Annotated in this window: 12 protein-coding genes; 11 read left to right on the plus strand and 1 reads right to left on the minus strand. The window is 72.4% G+C overall.

All coding sequences use genetic code 11. The features are described 5' to 3' along the window. The first annotated feature begins 1 nt into the window (after nt 1). The 3 genes from DEI86_RS11695 to DEI86_RS11705 are packed head-to-tail and all read left to right on the plus strand — an operon-like array spanning nt 2 to nt 3,457. Nucleotides 2-1,432: a GH1 family beta-glucosidase gene (locus DEI86_RS11695; RefSeq protein WP_111049617.1), complete on the plus strand. Its 1,431-nt coding sequence runs from the start codon at nt 2-4 to the stop codon at nt 1,430-1,432. Then, nucleotides 1,429-2,607: a Gfo/Idh/MocA family protein gene (locus DEI86_RS11700; protein WP_111049618.1), complete on the plus strand. Its 1,179-nt coding sequence runs from the start codon at nt 1,429-1,431 to the stop codon at nt 2,605-2,607. Before DEI86_RS11695 ends, DEI86_RS11700 begins: the two co-directional genes overlap by 4 nt. Beyond that, nucleotides 2,600-3,457 (plus strand): DUF1080 domain-containing protein, encoded by an 858-nt coding sequence (locus tag DEI86_RS11705; RefSeq protein WP_111049619.1) that lies wholly within the window; start codon nt 2,600-2,602, stop codon nt 3,455-3,457. Before DEI86_RS11700 ends, DEI86_RS11705 begins: the two co-directional genes overlap by 8 nt. Before the next feature lie 68 nt (nt 3,458-3,525). Here DEI86_RS11705 and DEI86_RS11710 read toward each other — a convergent pair whose 3' ends face one another. Further along, complete coding sequence (locus DEI86_RS11710) at nt 3,526-4,794, minus strand: ROK family transcriptional regulator (protein WP_111011114.1); 1,269 nt, start codon at nt 4,792-4,794, stop codon at nt 3,526-3,528. Nucleotides 4,795-4,903: 109 nt separating this feature from the next. Between DEI86_RS11710 and DEI86_RS11715 the strand changes: the two genes are divergently transcribed. The 8 genes from DEI86_RS11715 to miaB all read left to right on the plus strand — a co-directional run bounded on the left by DEI86_RS11715 (nt 4,904) and on the right by miaB (nt 13,674). Continuing rightward, nucleotides 4,904-7,879: a DNA translocase FtsK gene (locus DEI86_RS11715; RefSeq protein WP_111049620.1), complete on the plus strand. Its 2,976-nt coding sequence runs from the start codon at nt 4,904-4,906 to the stop codon at nt 7,877-7,879. A gap of 5 nt (nt 7,880-7,884) precedes the next feature. Continuing rightward, on the plus strand, nt 7,885-8,526 hold the full coding sequence (pgsA, locus tag DEI86_RS11720) for a CDP-diacylglycerol--glycerol-3-phosphate 3-phosphatidyltransferase (RefSeq protein ID WP_111011144.1): 642 nt from the start codon (nt 7,885-7,887) through the stop codon (nt 8,524-8,526). Further along, nucleotides 8,523-9,059 carry a CinA family protein gene (locus DEI86_RS11725; protein ID WP_258368718.1) on the plus strand — a complete coding sequence of 179 codons (537 nt, stop codon included), beginning with the start codon at nt 8,523-8,525 and terminating at the stop codon, nt 9,057-9,059. The genes pgsA and DEI86_RS11725 overlap by 4 nt, the downstream gene beginning before the upstream one ends. Before the next feature lie 152 nt (nt 9,060-9,211). Further along, the gene (locus DEI86_RS11730; protein ID WP_111011116.1) at nt 9,212-9,523 is read left to right on the plus strand and encodes a helix-turn-helix domain-containing protein; all 312 of its coding nucleotides are present in this window, start codon (nt 9,212-9,214) and stop codon (nt 9,521-9,523) included. A gap of 147 nt (nt 9,524-9,670) precedes the next feature. Further along, entirely contained in the window at nt 9,671-9,895 is a 225-nt protein-coding gene (locus tag DEI86_RS11735; protein ID WP_111011117.1) for a DUF3046 domain-containing protein, read from the plus strand. Between the two features lie 253 nt (nt 9,896-10,148). After that, nucleotides 10,149-11,219, plus strand: a complete 1,071-nt coding sequence (gene recA, locus DEI86_RS11740) for a recombinase RecA (protein ID WP_111014006.1) — start codon at nt 10,149-10,151, stop codon at nt 11,217-11,219. A 17-nt stretch (nt 11,220-11,236) separates the two neighbouring features. Then, nucleotides 11,237-12,094 (plus strand): regulatory protein RecX, encoded by an 858-nt coding sequence (locus tag DEI86_RS11745; RefSeq protein WP_111049621.1) that lies wholly within the window; start codon nt 11,237-11,239, stop codon nt 12,092-12,094. 56 nt (nt 12,095-12,150) lie between these two features. After that, nucleotides 12,151-13,674 carry a tRNA (N6-isopentenyl adenosine(37)-C2)-methylthiotransferase MiaB gene (gene miaB, locus DEI86_RS11750; RefSeq protein ID WP_111049622.1) on the plus strand — a complete coding sequence of 508 codons (1,524 nt, stop codon included), beginning with the start codon at nt 12,151-12,153 and terminating at the stop codon, nt 13,672-13,674. Nucleotides 13,675-13,755 lie beyond the last annotated feature (81 nt).

Here is a 13,755-nt window from a genome sequence, read left to right on the forward strand (position 1 = left end):
CGTGGCGTTCACCAGGAGCGATCTGCCCGACGACTTCGTCATCGGCACCGCCACGGCCGCGTACCAGGTCGAGGGGTCGGTCGACGTCGACGGCCGCGGACCGAGCATCTGGGACGACTTCGCCCGGGTCCCCGGCGCGATCACCGACGGCTCGACGGGCGACCCGGCCGACGACCACCTCCGCCGGTACCGCGAGGACGTCGCGATCATGGCGGACCTCGGCGTCGACGCGTACCGGTTCTCGGTCGCGTGGCCGCGCGTCCAGGCGGACGGCACCGGGCCGGCGAACCATGCGGGGCTCGACCACTACCGCCGCCTCGCGGAGTCATTGCTCGAGCGGGGCATCACCCCGTGGGCGACGCTGTACCACTGGGACCTCCCGAGCGCGCTCGAGGCGCGGGGCGGCTGGCTCGAGCGGGACACGGCGGACCGGTTCGCGGAGTACGCGGGCCTCGTCGTCGCGGGCCTCGGTGACCTCGTCGACCACTGGATCACCCTGAACGAGCCGTGGTGCTCGGCGTTCCTCGGGTACGCGTCGGGTGTGCACGCGCCGGGCAAGCAGCTCGGGACCCGTGCCGCGCACGCGGCCCACCACCTGATGCTCGGGCACGGGCGTGCCGTCCCGGCCATCCGTGCTGCCGCCCGGCCGACCGCGCAGGTCGGGGTCACGCTCAACCTCTACTCGGTGCGGTCGGCGACCGACTCGGCCGACGACCGCGACGCCGCCCGACGCATCGACGGCCTCCAGAACCGGCTGTTCCTCGAGCCGCTGCTCCTCGGCCACTACCCGGAGGACGTCGTCCGTGACCTCGGGGAGCAGGACTGGTTCGCGGCGAACCCCGAGTCCGACGCCGCCGAGATCGCGGCGGACGTCGACTTCGTGGGCGTCAACTACTACAGCCGGCACACCGTGCGGGCCGGTGGCGGGACCGGCGCGGCGACCAACGCCGGTGGCGCCGTCGGCGCGGTGAGCGCGAACCCGGGCAGCGAGTTCGTCGAGACCGTCGACACCGGTGCACCGCGCACGCAGATGGGGTGGGAGATCCACCCGGACGGCCTCGTCGACGTCCTGCGCATGGTCCACACGCTCCGGCCCGAGCTGCCGATCGCGGTCACCGAGAACGGCGCGGCCTACGAGGACGTGGTCGACGAGACGGGTGCCGTCGAGGACGAGGAGCGCCGTGCGTACGTCGAGGCGCACCTCGCGGCGTGCGCCGACGCGGTCCGCGAGGGGATCCCGCTCCGCGGGTACTTCTGCTGGAGCCTCCTCGACAACTGGGAGTGGGCGTTCGGGTACACGCGCCGCTTCGGCATCGTGCACGTCGACTACGCGACCCAGCAGCGGACCGTCAAGCGGAGCGGCCGTTGGCTGGCCGGCGTGCTCGGCGGTCCCCTCGCGACCACCACCGAGCAGTCAGGAGCCCAGGCATGACCACCACCGACACGGACCGCACCGACCCGGCCGCCGCTGAGCCACCGCTGCGCACCCCGGCGGTCGCGACCAAGCGCCTCCCGACCGTCGCACCGACCCGGTACGCGCTCGTCGGCAACGGGTGGCGCACCGAGGTCTACCTCCGGGTGGCGCAGCTGTTGCCCGACCGGTTCCGGGTGACCGGTGTGGTGACGCGTCGAGCCGAGGCCGGGGCGGAACTCGAGCGCCGGTGGGGCGTCCCGACCTGGCGGACGCTCGACGACCTCCTGGCCGCGGAGCGTCCCGAGTTCGTCGTGCCGAGCGTCCCGTGGCCGGTGACGCCCGGGCTCGTCCGCGAGCTCGTCGGACGCGGGGTCCCCGTGCTCACCGAGACGCCGCCGGCGCCGGACCTCGACGGCATGCGGTCGCTCTGGGCCGACATCGGCGCGGCGGACCTCGTCCAGGTCGCCGAGCAGTACCTGCTCATGCCCCTCCACGCCGCTCGGCTGGCAGCGGTGCGGGACGGGGCGGTCGGTGTCCCGACCTCCGTGCACGTCAGCTCGACGCACCTGTACCACGCGGTGTCGATGATCCGCGGGTTCCTCGACGTCGCCCCGGGGCCGGTGACCGTGCGGTCCGTGACCTCGACCGCGCCCCTGGTCGACCCGATCACGCCGGACGGCTGGACGCACGACACGGAGCCGAAGCCGGCCCGGACGATCCTGTCGACGCTCGACCTCGGGGACGGCCGCACGGGGCTCTACGACTTCACGGACAACCAGTGGTGGAACCCGGTGCGTCCGGACCACCTGGCGGTCCGCGGGTCGACGGGCGAGCTCCACGACGAGACCCTCGTGCGCATGCTCGACGCCACGACCCCGGTGACGTCGCGGTTCGAGCGGGCGCAGACCGGCCACGGCATGGACTACGAGGGGCTCGACACGACGCACATCAGCCTCGACGGGCGCCCGGTGTGGCGGAACCTGTACGAGGGCGGACGCCTCATGGACGACGACCTCGCCGTCGCCGAGCTGCTGACGCGCACCGGCGCATGGACCCGCGACGAGGCCCCGGGCCCCTACCCGCTCGCCGAGGGCCTGCACGACCACCACGTCGGGCTCGCCATCGAGGAGGCCGCTGGCACCGGCACGGCGGTGACGATCTCGAACGAGCCCTGGGTGACGTCGCGTGCGTGACGTCGCCGGCCCTCCCGGCCGATCCGCGCCGTCGTTCGTCGCGACCGCGCTCTTCGACGGCGTCACGCTCGACGGCTGGCACGCCGTCCCGCGCACGCCCGTGGCCGCACGGCCGGGAGGCCCGGCACCGGACCCCGCGTCACCCGCGGTCCGCGACGCCCTCGCCACGAGTGGTGCGTGGTCCGTGGTCGACGGTGCCGTCGTGGGCGGCCAGGAGCGCCGCGGACTCGGCGGCTACCTGGTCAGCGACGAGGTGTTCGGTGACGTCGACCTGACGGTGCTGGTGCGACCGGACTGGCCCGCGGACACCGGGATCATGCTCCGAGCCTCGGCGCTCGGGTCGCAGGGGTACCAGGTGCTCGTCGACCACCGGCCGTCCGGCTCCATCGGCGGGTTCTACGGCAACGGGATCGGCGGCTTCCACGCCGTCGGGTTCGCCGTCGACGCCGTCCGCGACGCCGACGGGCGGGCGGTCGGTCTGACCGAGGACGACCCGGTGACGAGTCGCGAGCCGGTGACGCCGGAGAAGCGGGCCCTGCTGACGCACGCCGCCAGCGCCGAGGCGTTCCTCGCCGCGTGGCGATGGGACGACTGGAACGAGCTCCGGATCCGGTGCGTGGGGGAGTGGCCGGTGCTGACGACCTGGGTCAACGGGCTCCTCGTCGCCGAGTGCGACACCGGGGCGCTCCCACCGGACCGGTTCGACCGCGCCGCCGTCCGCGCCCTGCTCGGTCGCGCCGGGCACATCGCACTCGAGGTGCACGACAACGACCCCGCGCTCGGGGACGAGCGGTGGGGGCCGGGCGCGGTCGTGCGGTGGCGGGACCTGCGGGTCGTGCGGCTCGACTGACCGACGCCGCCGGGTCCGCCGGAGTCGCGGGGTCCGCCGGGGCCGCCGGGTCCGCCAGGGCCGCCGCGTCAGCCGCGACCGGCGCGGGTCCGCGTCAGCCGGGCGTGGAGCACGGCGGCGGCAGCGCCGAGCGCGGCGGCGTCCCGGCCGACGGCGCTCATCGCCACGTGCACGGGATGCGTGCCCCGCATCACCGCGTGCGCGTGGAGCTCCCGCTGCACCGCCCGCAGGTAGCGCTCGCCGGCGGTGGCGAACCCCGGGCCCGCGAGGTAGACCTCGTCGAGGTCGAGCAGGTTGACGAGGTTCAGGATCGCCCGCGCCAGGTACTCGGCGGACTCCTCGACGAGGGCGAGCGCGCCGGTGTCGCCCTGGACGGCCGCGGCCGCGACGCGTGCGAAGGTCGCGCGGACGTCGGCCGTCACCGCCCGGGCGTCGTCGCCGTCCGTGGTGGTGTCGATGCCGAGCCGCGCGACGAGGGCCGCGTCGGTGCGGGCTCGTGCGACGACGGCGGCGGGCGCGGCGAGGACCTCGAGGCAGCCGCGGGACCCACACCAGCAGGGCGGCCCGTCCCACCGCAGGGACATGTGCCCGATCTCCCCGGCGTTCGACGACGCGCCCCGGTGGACGTCGCCACCGACGAGCAGCCCGCACCCGATGCCCGTCGCCATGTAGACGGTGGCGAAGTCGCGCGTGGACGGCACGCGGCCCGACCAGAACTCGCCGAGGGCGGCGCAGTTCGCGTCGTTGTCGACCGTGACCGGCAGGTCGGTCGCCGCGGTGAGCGCGTGCCCGAGCGCGAAGTCGTCCCACTCGCTCCACGAGTCGGTGGACCGGAGCACCCGACCGGGCAGGTCGAGCCGTCCCTCGCCGGCGACGCCGATCCCGATCACGGTGTCGCGGTCGATCCCGTGGTCGGCGAGCATGACGGCGACGTCCCGGGCGACGCGGGCCACGACGGCCTCGGGTGACTCGGTCCCGGTCCCCGCGACGCTCCGTGCGTCGATCGGGCGACCGCTGAGGTCGACGAGGACGTACACGTCCTGCGCGGTGTCCAGGGCGACCCCGACCGCGTAGCCGGCGGTGCTGTTCAGCTCGAGCAGGACGGCGCGTTTGCCGCCGGTCGACTCCGCGTACCCGACCTCGGACACGAGGCCGTCGTCGAGCAGGGTCCGGACGATCTTCGAGATCGTCGCGTTCGTCAGTCCGGACCGCTCCGCGAGCTCCGTGCGGCTGATGGTGCCACTCGAGCGGATGAGGTCCACGATCGCGCTCCGGGTCTCGGCGACCGAGGCGCCCTTGAGGCGACGGATCGGTGCGTCGGGGCGGACCGTGACCATCGTGTCGTCCTCCTCGTCGCTCCTGGCCCCACGGTACCGGGTGCGGGGGCGCGGCCCGTCACGGCGGGCCTCCCGCCGGACGTCCCCGGCTCGGGTTAGGGTTCCGCTCATGGCCGGGAGCACCAAGTCGTCGTCGCGCGCGTCCTCGGGGTCCCGCGCGTCCTCGGGGTCGCGGGCGTCCTCGCCCGCGCGCGGGTCCGGCGGCACGGGGGCCCGCGGCAGCACCTCCCGGACCCAGGCGACCACCCGGAAGCTCCCGCAACCGGTCGAGGTCGTCGGGCCGAACCCCCTCGTGACCGCCTGGACGGGTGCAGCGCACGGTGTCGGCGCGGTGTTCCGGCTGCTCGGCAAGGAGTCGCTCGAGCACGACGAACGACGCGACGGCTTCCCGTTCCTGCTGTTCCTGCTCGCGATCGCCGGTGCCGTGGTCGAGTGGCTCAACCCCGCCAACCCGGTCGCGGTGGCCCTGGACGCCTACACGTTCGGTGGTCTGTTCGGTCGGCTCGCGGTCGCGTTGCCGGTCATCATGATCGTGTTCGCCGGGTGGTTGTTCCGGCATCCCGCGTCCGTGCACGACAACACCCGCATCGGCATCGGCCTGGGGTTGCTCGTCATCGGCATCTCCTCCGTCTGTCACATCTACGGCGGTCAGCCCCCGGCGTCCGACGGCATGCCCGTGCTCGCACAGGCGGGCGGGATCATCGGCTGGGTGGTGATCGGCTGGATCGTCGCGGCCGCGACCGCGTGGATCGCCACCCCCGTGGCCGTCGCGCTCATCGCGCTCTCGCTGTTCATCATCACGAAGACGCCGCCGAACCACGTCGGTCGACGCGTGCACGAGCTCTACGCGTACCTGTTCGGCACGCCGGGGCCGGCTCCGATCGACGCGGACGCACCCGCGCCCGTGGCACCGCGCCGTGGCCGGAACACCTCGGCGTCGTCGTCGTTCGACCCGTTCGAGGACCTCGACGGTGACGGCAGCGGCGACGGCTCGGGCGAGGGCGAGCCCGGGGCGCTCCCGTGGTGGCGGCGCAACAAGACCGGGCGCGAGGAGGATCCCGCCTACGACACCCCCGTGCTCCCGCACGCCGAGACGTCCGACGCCGCGGCCGCCACCGGGCGCGGCGCCGCAGCTGCGCCGGTCGCCCCGGGTCCGGTCGGGGTCGCGGGAGCGGTGGGCGCGGGCGCCGCGGCGGGCCTCGTCGACCTGACGCCGGCCGAACCCGTGTCGGTCAACCTCAACGACTCGCTCGAACAGGACGTCGCCGAGGACCTCGACCGCGCCGAGGAGGCCCTCCGTGCGTTCGACGCGCAGGCGCCGGGCCGCGTGCGCCACGACGAGGCCCAGGCCGCGACCGAGGTCATCCGTCCCGCCGTGGCCGAGCCCGTCACGGACGTGCTGCCCCTCGACGAGGACGAGCAGGACGGCCTGCCCGACACGTCCGCCGACGACGCTCCGGCCGCGCCCTACCGCCTGCCCGCCGCCTCGACGCTGAGCCCGGGCACCCCCGCGACGGCGCACAGCACCGCGAACGACGAGATGGTCGCGGCGATCACCGGCGTCCTCACCGAGTTCAAGGTCGACGCCAAGGTCACCGGGTTCTCGCGCGGCCCGACGGTCACCCGGTACGAGATCGAGCTCGGCCCGGGGGTCAAGGTCGAGCGCGTCACGGCGTTGAGCAAGAACCTGTCGTACGCGGTCGCCTCGAACGAGGTCCGCATCCTCTCGCCCATCCCCGGCAAGAGCGCGATCGGCGTCGAGATCCCGAACTCGGACCGCGAGATCGTCTCGCTCGGCGACGTGCTGCGGTCGAACGCGGCCACGAAGTCGAAGCACCCGATGACCATCGGCGTCGGCAAGGACGTCGAGGGCGGCTTCGTCGTGGCGAACCTCGCGAAGATGCCGCACCTCCTGGTCGCCGGCTCCACGGGGTCCGGCAAGTCGAGCTTCGTCAACTCGATGATCACGTCGCTCCTCATGCGCGCGAAGCCGAGCGAGGTCCGCATGGTCCTCGTCGACCCGAAGCGCGTCGAGCTCTCGATCTACGCCGGTGTCCCGCACCTCATCACCCCCATCATCACGAACCCGAAGAAGGCGGCCGAGGCGCTGCAGTGGGTCGTGAAGGAGATGGACATGCGGTACGACGACCTCGCGTCGTTCGGGTTCCGGCACGTCGACGACTTCAACCGTGCCGTGGCGAACGACGAGATCGTCCTGCCCGCCGGCAGCGAGCGGAAGCTCAAGCCCTACCCGTACCTCCTCGTCGTGGTGGACGAGCTCGCGGACCTCATGCTCGTCGCCCCGCGCGACGTCGAGGACTCGATCGTCCGCATCACGCAGCTCGCCCGGGCGGCCGGAATCCACCTCGTCCTCGCGACGCAGCGTCCCTCGGTGGACGTCGTCACGGGGCTCATCAAGGCGAACGTGCCGTCGCGGCTCGCGTTCGCGGTGACGAGCGTGACGGACTCCCGGGTCATCCTCGACCAGCCGGGAGCCGACAAGCTCATCGGCCAGGGCGACGGACTGTTCCTGCCGATGGGGTCGTCGAAGGCCGTCCGCGTGCAGGGCGCCTGGGTGCAGGAGAGCGAGATCGCCGAGGTCGTCGCGCACGTCACCCGCCAGGCCCGCCCGGAGTACCGCCAGGACGTCCAGGCGGTCGTCGAGCGCAAGGAGATCGACGCCGACATCGGTGACGACCTCGAGCTCCTCCTCGCGGCCGTGGAGCAGGTCGTCTCGACGCAGTTCGGGTCGACCTCGATGCTCCAGCGGAAGCTCCGCGTGGGCTTCGCCAAGGCGGGGCGGCTCATGGACCTCATGGAGTCACGCGAGATCGTCGGGCCGAGCGAGGGCTCGAAGGCCCGCGACGTCCTCATCACGGTCGAGCAGCTTCCCGAGACCCTCGCGCGACTCCGGGGTGAGGAGCCCCCCGCGCCGGCCGCCCCGGTCACCCCGACGCGCGACGGCGCGGAGGGCGACGTCGGGTACCGCGGGTCCGACGACCCGGTCGCCGACATGACCCGTGGGTACGATGAGGTCGAGAGCGATCCGGACGAGGACGCCTGGAGCCTGACCGGCAGGGAGTGATCACCATGAGCGCCTCCGGTGAGTCCACCGCGACGCAGAAGCGGTTCCCGTGGCGGGGGCGGGTGATCCGATCGGGATCGGGGCCGGCGTCGACCGCGAACGTCGCCAACGTCATCACCGTCATCCGGATCCTGATGGCGCCGGTGTTCTTCGTCTTCCTGCTCCTCGACGCGGGGCAGGACGGTCCCCTCCGGATCTGGGCAGCCGTGCTGTTCGTGGTCGCGATCGTCACCGACAGCGCCGACGGCATCATCGCCCGCCGGCAGAACCTCGTCACCGACTTCGGCAAGCTCGTCGACCCGATCGCCGACAAGGTGCTCATCGGCGGCGCCCTCGTCTCGCTCTCGGTGCTCGGGGAACTGCCCTGGTACGTCACCGTCCTCATCATGGTGCGCGAGATCGGCATCACGGTCTTCCGCTTCGCGGTGCTGAGCGACCGGGTCATCCCCGCGAGCCGCGGCGGCAAGGTCAAGACGGTCCTGCAGGCCGTCGCGATCACCCTGGCCCTCATCCCCTTCTGGAACGTCTTCGGCGGTTGGGTGCACGTCGTCGACGCCGTCCTCATGGTGTTGGCGTTCCTCGCGACGATCCTGAGCGGTCTCGACTACCTGTGGCAGGCCTGGCGGCACGGCCGGGAGGCGCGGTGACGGTCACCGACGCACCCGACGCTGTCGTGCCTCCCGGCTCGCTGGCGGTCGCGATCGTGCGCGCACTCGCGGCGCGCGGCGAGACGCTCGCCGTCGCGGAGTCGCTCACCGGCGGTCTCGTCGTGGCGGAGCTCGTCGCCGTCCCGGGTGCGAGCGCGGTCGTGCGCGGGGGTGTGGTCGCCTACGCGACGCCGTTGAAGCACCGGCTGCTCGGCGTCGACGCGGCGCTGCTGGCGACCCGGGGGGCGGTCGATCCGGAGGTCGCGCGGCAGATGGCGACCGGGGTGCGTGCGGCGACGGCGGTCGACGGCCTCGCGGCGACCTGGGGCATCAGCACGACGGGCGTCGCCGGACCGGAACCGCAGGACGGCAAGCCGGTCGGCACGGTGTTCGTCGGGATCGCGCGGGCCGGTGTCGCGGAGGCGTCCGAACTCCGGCTGGATGGTGACCGTGCGGCAATCCGCGCGGGGGCCGTCTCCGAACTCCTCACACGCTTGCACCAGGCGGTCACGGCGAGCACGTCCGGGGAATAGGACGCGTTTCCATCCGGTTACAAGTGGTGCATTCACAAGCACCACCCAGAGCCCCCTGGTTAGCATGCACGAACCGGCGGCGATAGTGTTGCTGTCCCGTTCTCGGTCACCGGGATCGAGCGGGATCGGGATGACAGGAAGGAGGAGTTCTCATGGTTCTCGTTCGTCAGGAAATCGGCGATGTCCTGCGGGACTTCCGCTTGCAGAAGGGCCGGACCCTCCGTCAGGTCGCCAGCAAGGCCAGTGTCGCGCTCGGATACCTGAGCGAGGTGGAGCGCGGTCAGAAGGAAGCCAGCTCCGAGATCCTCGCTTCGGTCGCCGACGCGCTCGACACGCCCATCTCGGTCATCATGCGCGAAGTCGGTGACCGCCTCGCGGTCGTCGAGGGGATCACCTCCCCGGTTCCGGACATGCTGCCGGACGACCTCGTCGCCGAGTTCGACAACGACCTCGCGGTGCGCTGAGCGCAGTCCGCGTCGGAACGCCCCGGTCCTGCTGGACCGGGGCGTTCCGCGTTCCGGGGGCGCGGCGATCAGGGCCAGCGGCGGTGGCTGCCTCGACGAGTGCGTCCGGCCCCGACTCGTGTCCGGGGTCCTGGCTACCATGGGGCCGTGCGAGTGAGTGAGTTCTGGCAGGCGGTCGAGGACGAGTTCGGTCCGGCCTACGGTCAGGTGGTCACGCGCGACGTCGTCCTCGGGGCGGTGGGCGGACGGTCGGCGGCCGACGCGCTCGCGGCGGGGGTGCCGGCCCGCGACGTCTGGGAGGCTCTGTGCGACGCGCAGGACGTGCCCGTCGGACGTCGGCACGGCAAGGGTCTCCGCGCTCCGCGCGACTGACGCCCACTCGAACACGTCTTCGGCGTGTTGCTCGAACGGGTGTTCGACTCGGTGCTACCGTCCTGCACAGATGCTCGTGGCGACGTACCGTCCACAGCGGTCTGCTCTCGGCGTGGTGATGTCGGTGGCCGGTCGTAGGTTCGGTCCATCGGATGAGCATCCGAGCCTTGTCGGTGAACCGAGGACCCTGCCCCACCGGTCCTCGCGAAGGCGACAGCCTACAGGCGCCGTACACGAGCAGAAGGAGCGCATCATGCCCTCACCCGCAGACCGCGAGAAGGCCCTCGAGACCGCACTCGCCCAGATCGACCGACAGTTCGGCAAGGGCACGGTGATGCGCCTCGGGAGTGACGAACGCGCCCCCGTCGCCACCATCCCCACCGGATCCGTGGCGCTCGACGTCGCTCTCGGCATCGGCGGCCTCCCGCGTGGTCGCATCATCGAGATCTACGGTCCGGAGTCCTCCGGCAAGACGACCCTGACGCTGCACGCCATCGCGAACGCGCAGCGCAACGGCGGCATCGCGGCCTTCATCGACGCGGAGCACGCCCTCGACCCCGAGTACGCGAAGAAGCTCGGCGTCGACATCGACGCGCTCCTCGTCTCCCAGCCCGACACGGGTGAGCAGGCGCTCGAGATCGCGGACATGCTCGTCCGTTCGGGCTCGATCGACCTGGTCGTGGTCGACTCCGTGGCCGCGCTCGTGCCCCGCGCCGAGATCGAGGGCGAGATGGGCGACTCGCACGTCGGCCTCCAGGCCCGCCTCATGTCGCAGGCGCTCCGGAAGCTGGCCGGTGGGCTCAACCAGACGCAGACCACGATGATCTTCATCAACCAGCTGCGCGAGAAGATCGGCGTGTTCTTCGGCAGCCCGGAGACCACCGCTGGCGGTAAGGCGCTCAAGTTCTACGCCTCGGTCCGGCTGGACATCCGCCGCATCGAGACCCTGAAGGACGGCACCGAGGCCGTGGGCAACCGCACCCGGGTCAAGGTCGTCAAGAACAAGATGGCGCCGCCCTTCAAGCAGGCCGAGTTCGACATCCTCTACGGCGTGGGGATCTCGCGCGAGGGCTCGTTGCTCGACTTCGGTGTGGAGCACGGCATCGTCAAGAAGTCGGGCGCCTGGTACACGTACGAGGGCGACCAGCTCGGCCAGGGCAAGGAGAACTCGCGCAACTTCCTCATCCAGAACGGCGACATCGCCGCCGAGATCGAGCGCAAGATCCTCGCGAAGCTCGGTGTCGGTGCTGCCGCTGCCACCGCTGACGCCCCGGCGCCGGTCGAGTCCCTCGAGAAGAAACTCGCCGCCAAGAAGGGCGCGTGAGCTCCCGAGACAGCTCCATGCCTGACGACGGCCTCGCACCGGTCACCGACATCTTCGGTGCGCGGTCGTCGGCACGGGCGACGTCGTGCCGGCGCGGACCGGCGGAAGGCGGAGCACCGTCTGCCGAGCCCGACGCACTCGGCGCGAGCATCGGCGGTCCGGACGGGGATGACGCGATCCCGGTCGGTCTCGTCCGCGACGAGACCGACGTCGACCGCCCGGACGCCTCCGACGCGTGGCTCCCTCCGGTGACGGGTTCCACCGTCGGGTCCGTCGGGTCCGTCGAGACCGTCGGGCCCGTCGCCCCGGTGCGCCGACTGCGGGCTGCCGACCGGGACGATGACGCCGAGCACGAGACGGTCGAGTCACCACCCACGCAGGACGAGTTGCTCGCCGAGGCAGAGCGGATCAGCATCCGGGCGCTCAGCAGCCGTGGCACGAGCACGTCCGAGCTGCGGACCGCCCTCCTCGGGCGCGAACTCCCCGAGGACATCGTCGAGCACGAGATCGCTCGACTCACCCGGGTCGGTCTCCTCGACGACGTGCGGCTCGCTGCCGACCTCGTCGACCGTCTGCACGACCGCAAGGGCCTGGGGCGACAAGGCGTGGTGGCGGAGCTCCGGCGGCGGGGCGTCGACCAGGCGGCGATCGACGCGGCCCTGGCGGACCAGGACGACGACGCGGCGGAGTCCGAGCGTGCGATCGAGTTGGCCCGCAAGCGCGCCGGACAGATGCGGGGGCTCGACCACGAGACCGCGGAGCGCCGGCTCTCGGGGTTCCTCATGCGCAAGGGCTACGGCGGATCGGTCGTGCGGACCGCCGTCCGGATCGCACTCGACGGCGGCGGCCGACGGGGTGGCGTGCGCTTCGAGTAGGCGGGCCGGGCCTGCCGGTCTGGGCGACGGTGACGCCGCCGTACACTGACAGCACCATGGCGACCACCACCGCAGCGCGCCCCCGCACCTACGAGGTCCGGACCTACGGGTGCCAGATGAACGTGCACGACTCGGAGCGTCTCAGCGGGTCACTCGAGGCGGCCGGGTACGTGCCGGCTGTGGACGAGCAGGCCGACGTCGTCGTGATCAACACCTGCGCGGTCCGCGAGAACGCGGACAACCGCCTGTACGGCAACCTCGGCCACCTGGCCGGGGTCAAGCGTGAGCACGAGGGGCTGCAGATCGCCGTCGGTGGGTGCCTGGCGCAGAAGGACAAGAACGTCATCCTCGAGAAGGCCCCGTGGGTCGACGTCGTGTTCGGCACGCACAACATGGGCTCGCTGCCCGCGATGCTCGAGCGCGCACGCCACAACGGCGAGGCGCAGGTCGAGATCCTCGAGGCGCTCGAGGTGTTCCCGTCGACGCTGCCCACCAAGCGGGACTCCACGCACAGCGGGTGGGTGTCGATCTCCGTCGGCTGCAACAACACGTGCACGTTCTGCATCGTCCCGTCGCTCCGGGGCAAGGAGAAGGACCGCCGACCGGGCGACGTCCTGGCCGAGATCCAGGCGCTCGTGGACGACGGCGCGATCGAGGTCACGTTGCTCGGCCAGAACGTCAACTCGTACGGCGTCGAGTTCGGCGACCGCCAGGCGTTCAGCAAACTCCTCCGCGCTGCCGGTTCGATCGAGGGGCTCGAGCGGGTCCGGTTCACCAGCCCGCACCCCGCCGCGTTCACCGACGACGTCATCGACGCCATGGCCGAGACGCCGAACGTGATGCCGCAGCTCCACATGCCGCTGCAGTCCGGCTCGGACCGCATCCTCCGGGCGATGCGGCGGAGCTACCGCAGCGACCGCTTCCTCGGGATCCTCGACCGGGTCCGCGCCCGCATCCCGCACGCGGCGATCTCGACCGACATCATCGTCGGTTTCCCCGGCGAGACCGAGGCCGACTTCCAGGACACGCTCCGGGTCGTCGAGCGTGCACGGTTCGCGTCGGCGTTCACGTTCCAGTACTCCATCCGCCCGGGGACGCCCGCGGCGACGATGGAGCAACAGGTGCCGAAGGAGGTCGTGCAGGACCGCTACGACCGACTCGTGGCGCTGCAGGACCGGATCGTCGCCGAGGAGAACGCACGGCAGGTCGGCCGAACGGTCGAGGTCCTCGTCGCGACGGGCGAGGGGCGGAAGGACGACGCGACGCACCGACTGAGCGGGCGGGCCGAGGACGCCCGTCTCGTGCACTTCGGTGTACCCGCCGGCTCGGAGGTCCCGCGCCCGGGCGACGTCGTGACGCTCGAGATCACGCGCGGCGCACCCCGGTACCTCATCGCCGACACGGACGCGCCGCTGCGCGTCCGCCGCACCCGCGCGGGCGACGCGTGGGACCGCGCGCAGGCCGCCTCGTGTGGCGTGCCGGTCCCGGCCGACTCCGGTGCGGCGGACGCCGCGGTCGGGCCCCGGCCGGTGTCGCTCGGGCTGCCGACGCTGCGGGTCGGCGCGCCTTCCGGCCGCTGACGGTGCTCGAGACGCCTGCATCGTCGGGGGCATCGGCATCGGCATCGGCATCGGCGTCGGCGTCGGCGTCGTCGGAGGCGC

The organism is Curtobacterium sp. MCBD17_028 (assembly GCF_003234875.1).
Taxonomy (GTDB): Bacteria; Actinomycetota; Actinomycetes; order Actinomycetales; family Microbacteriaceae; genus Curtobacterium.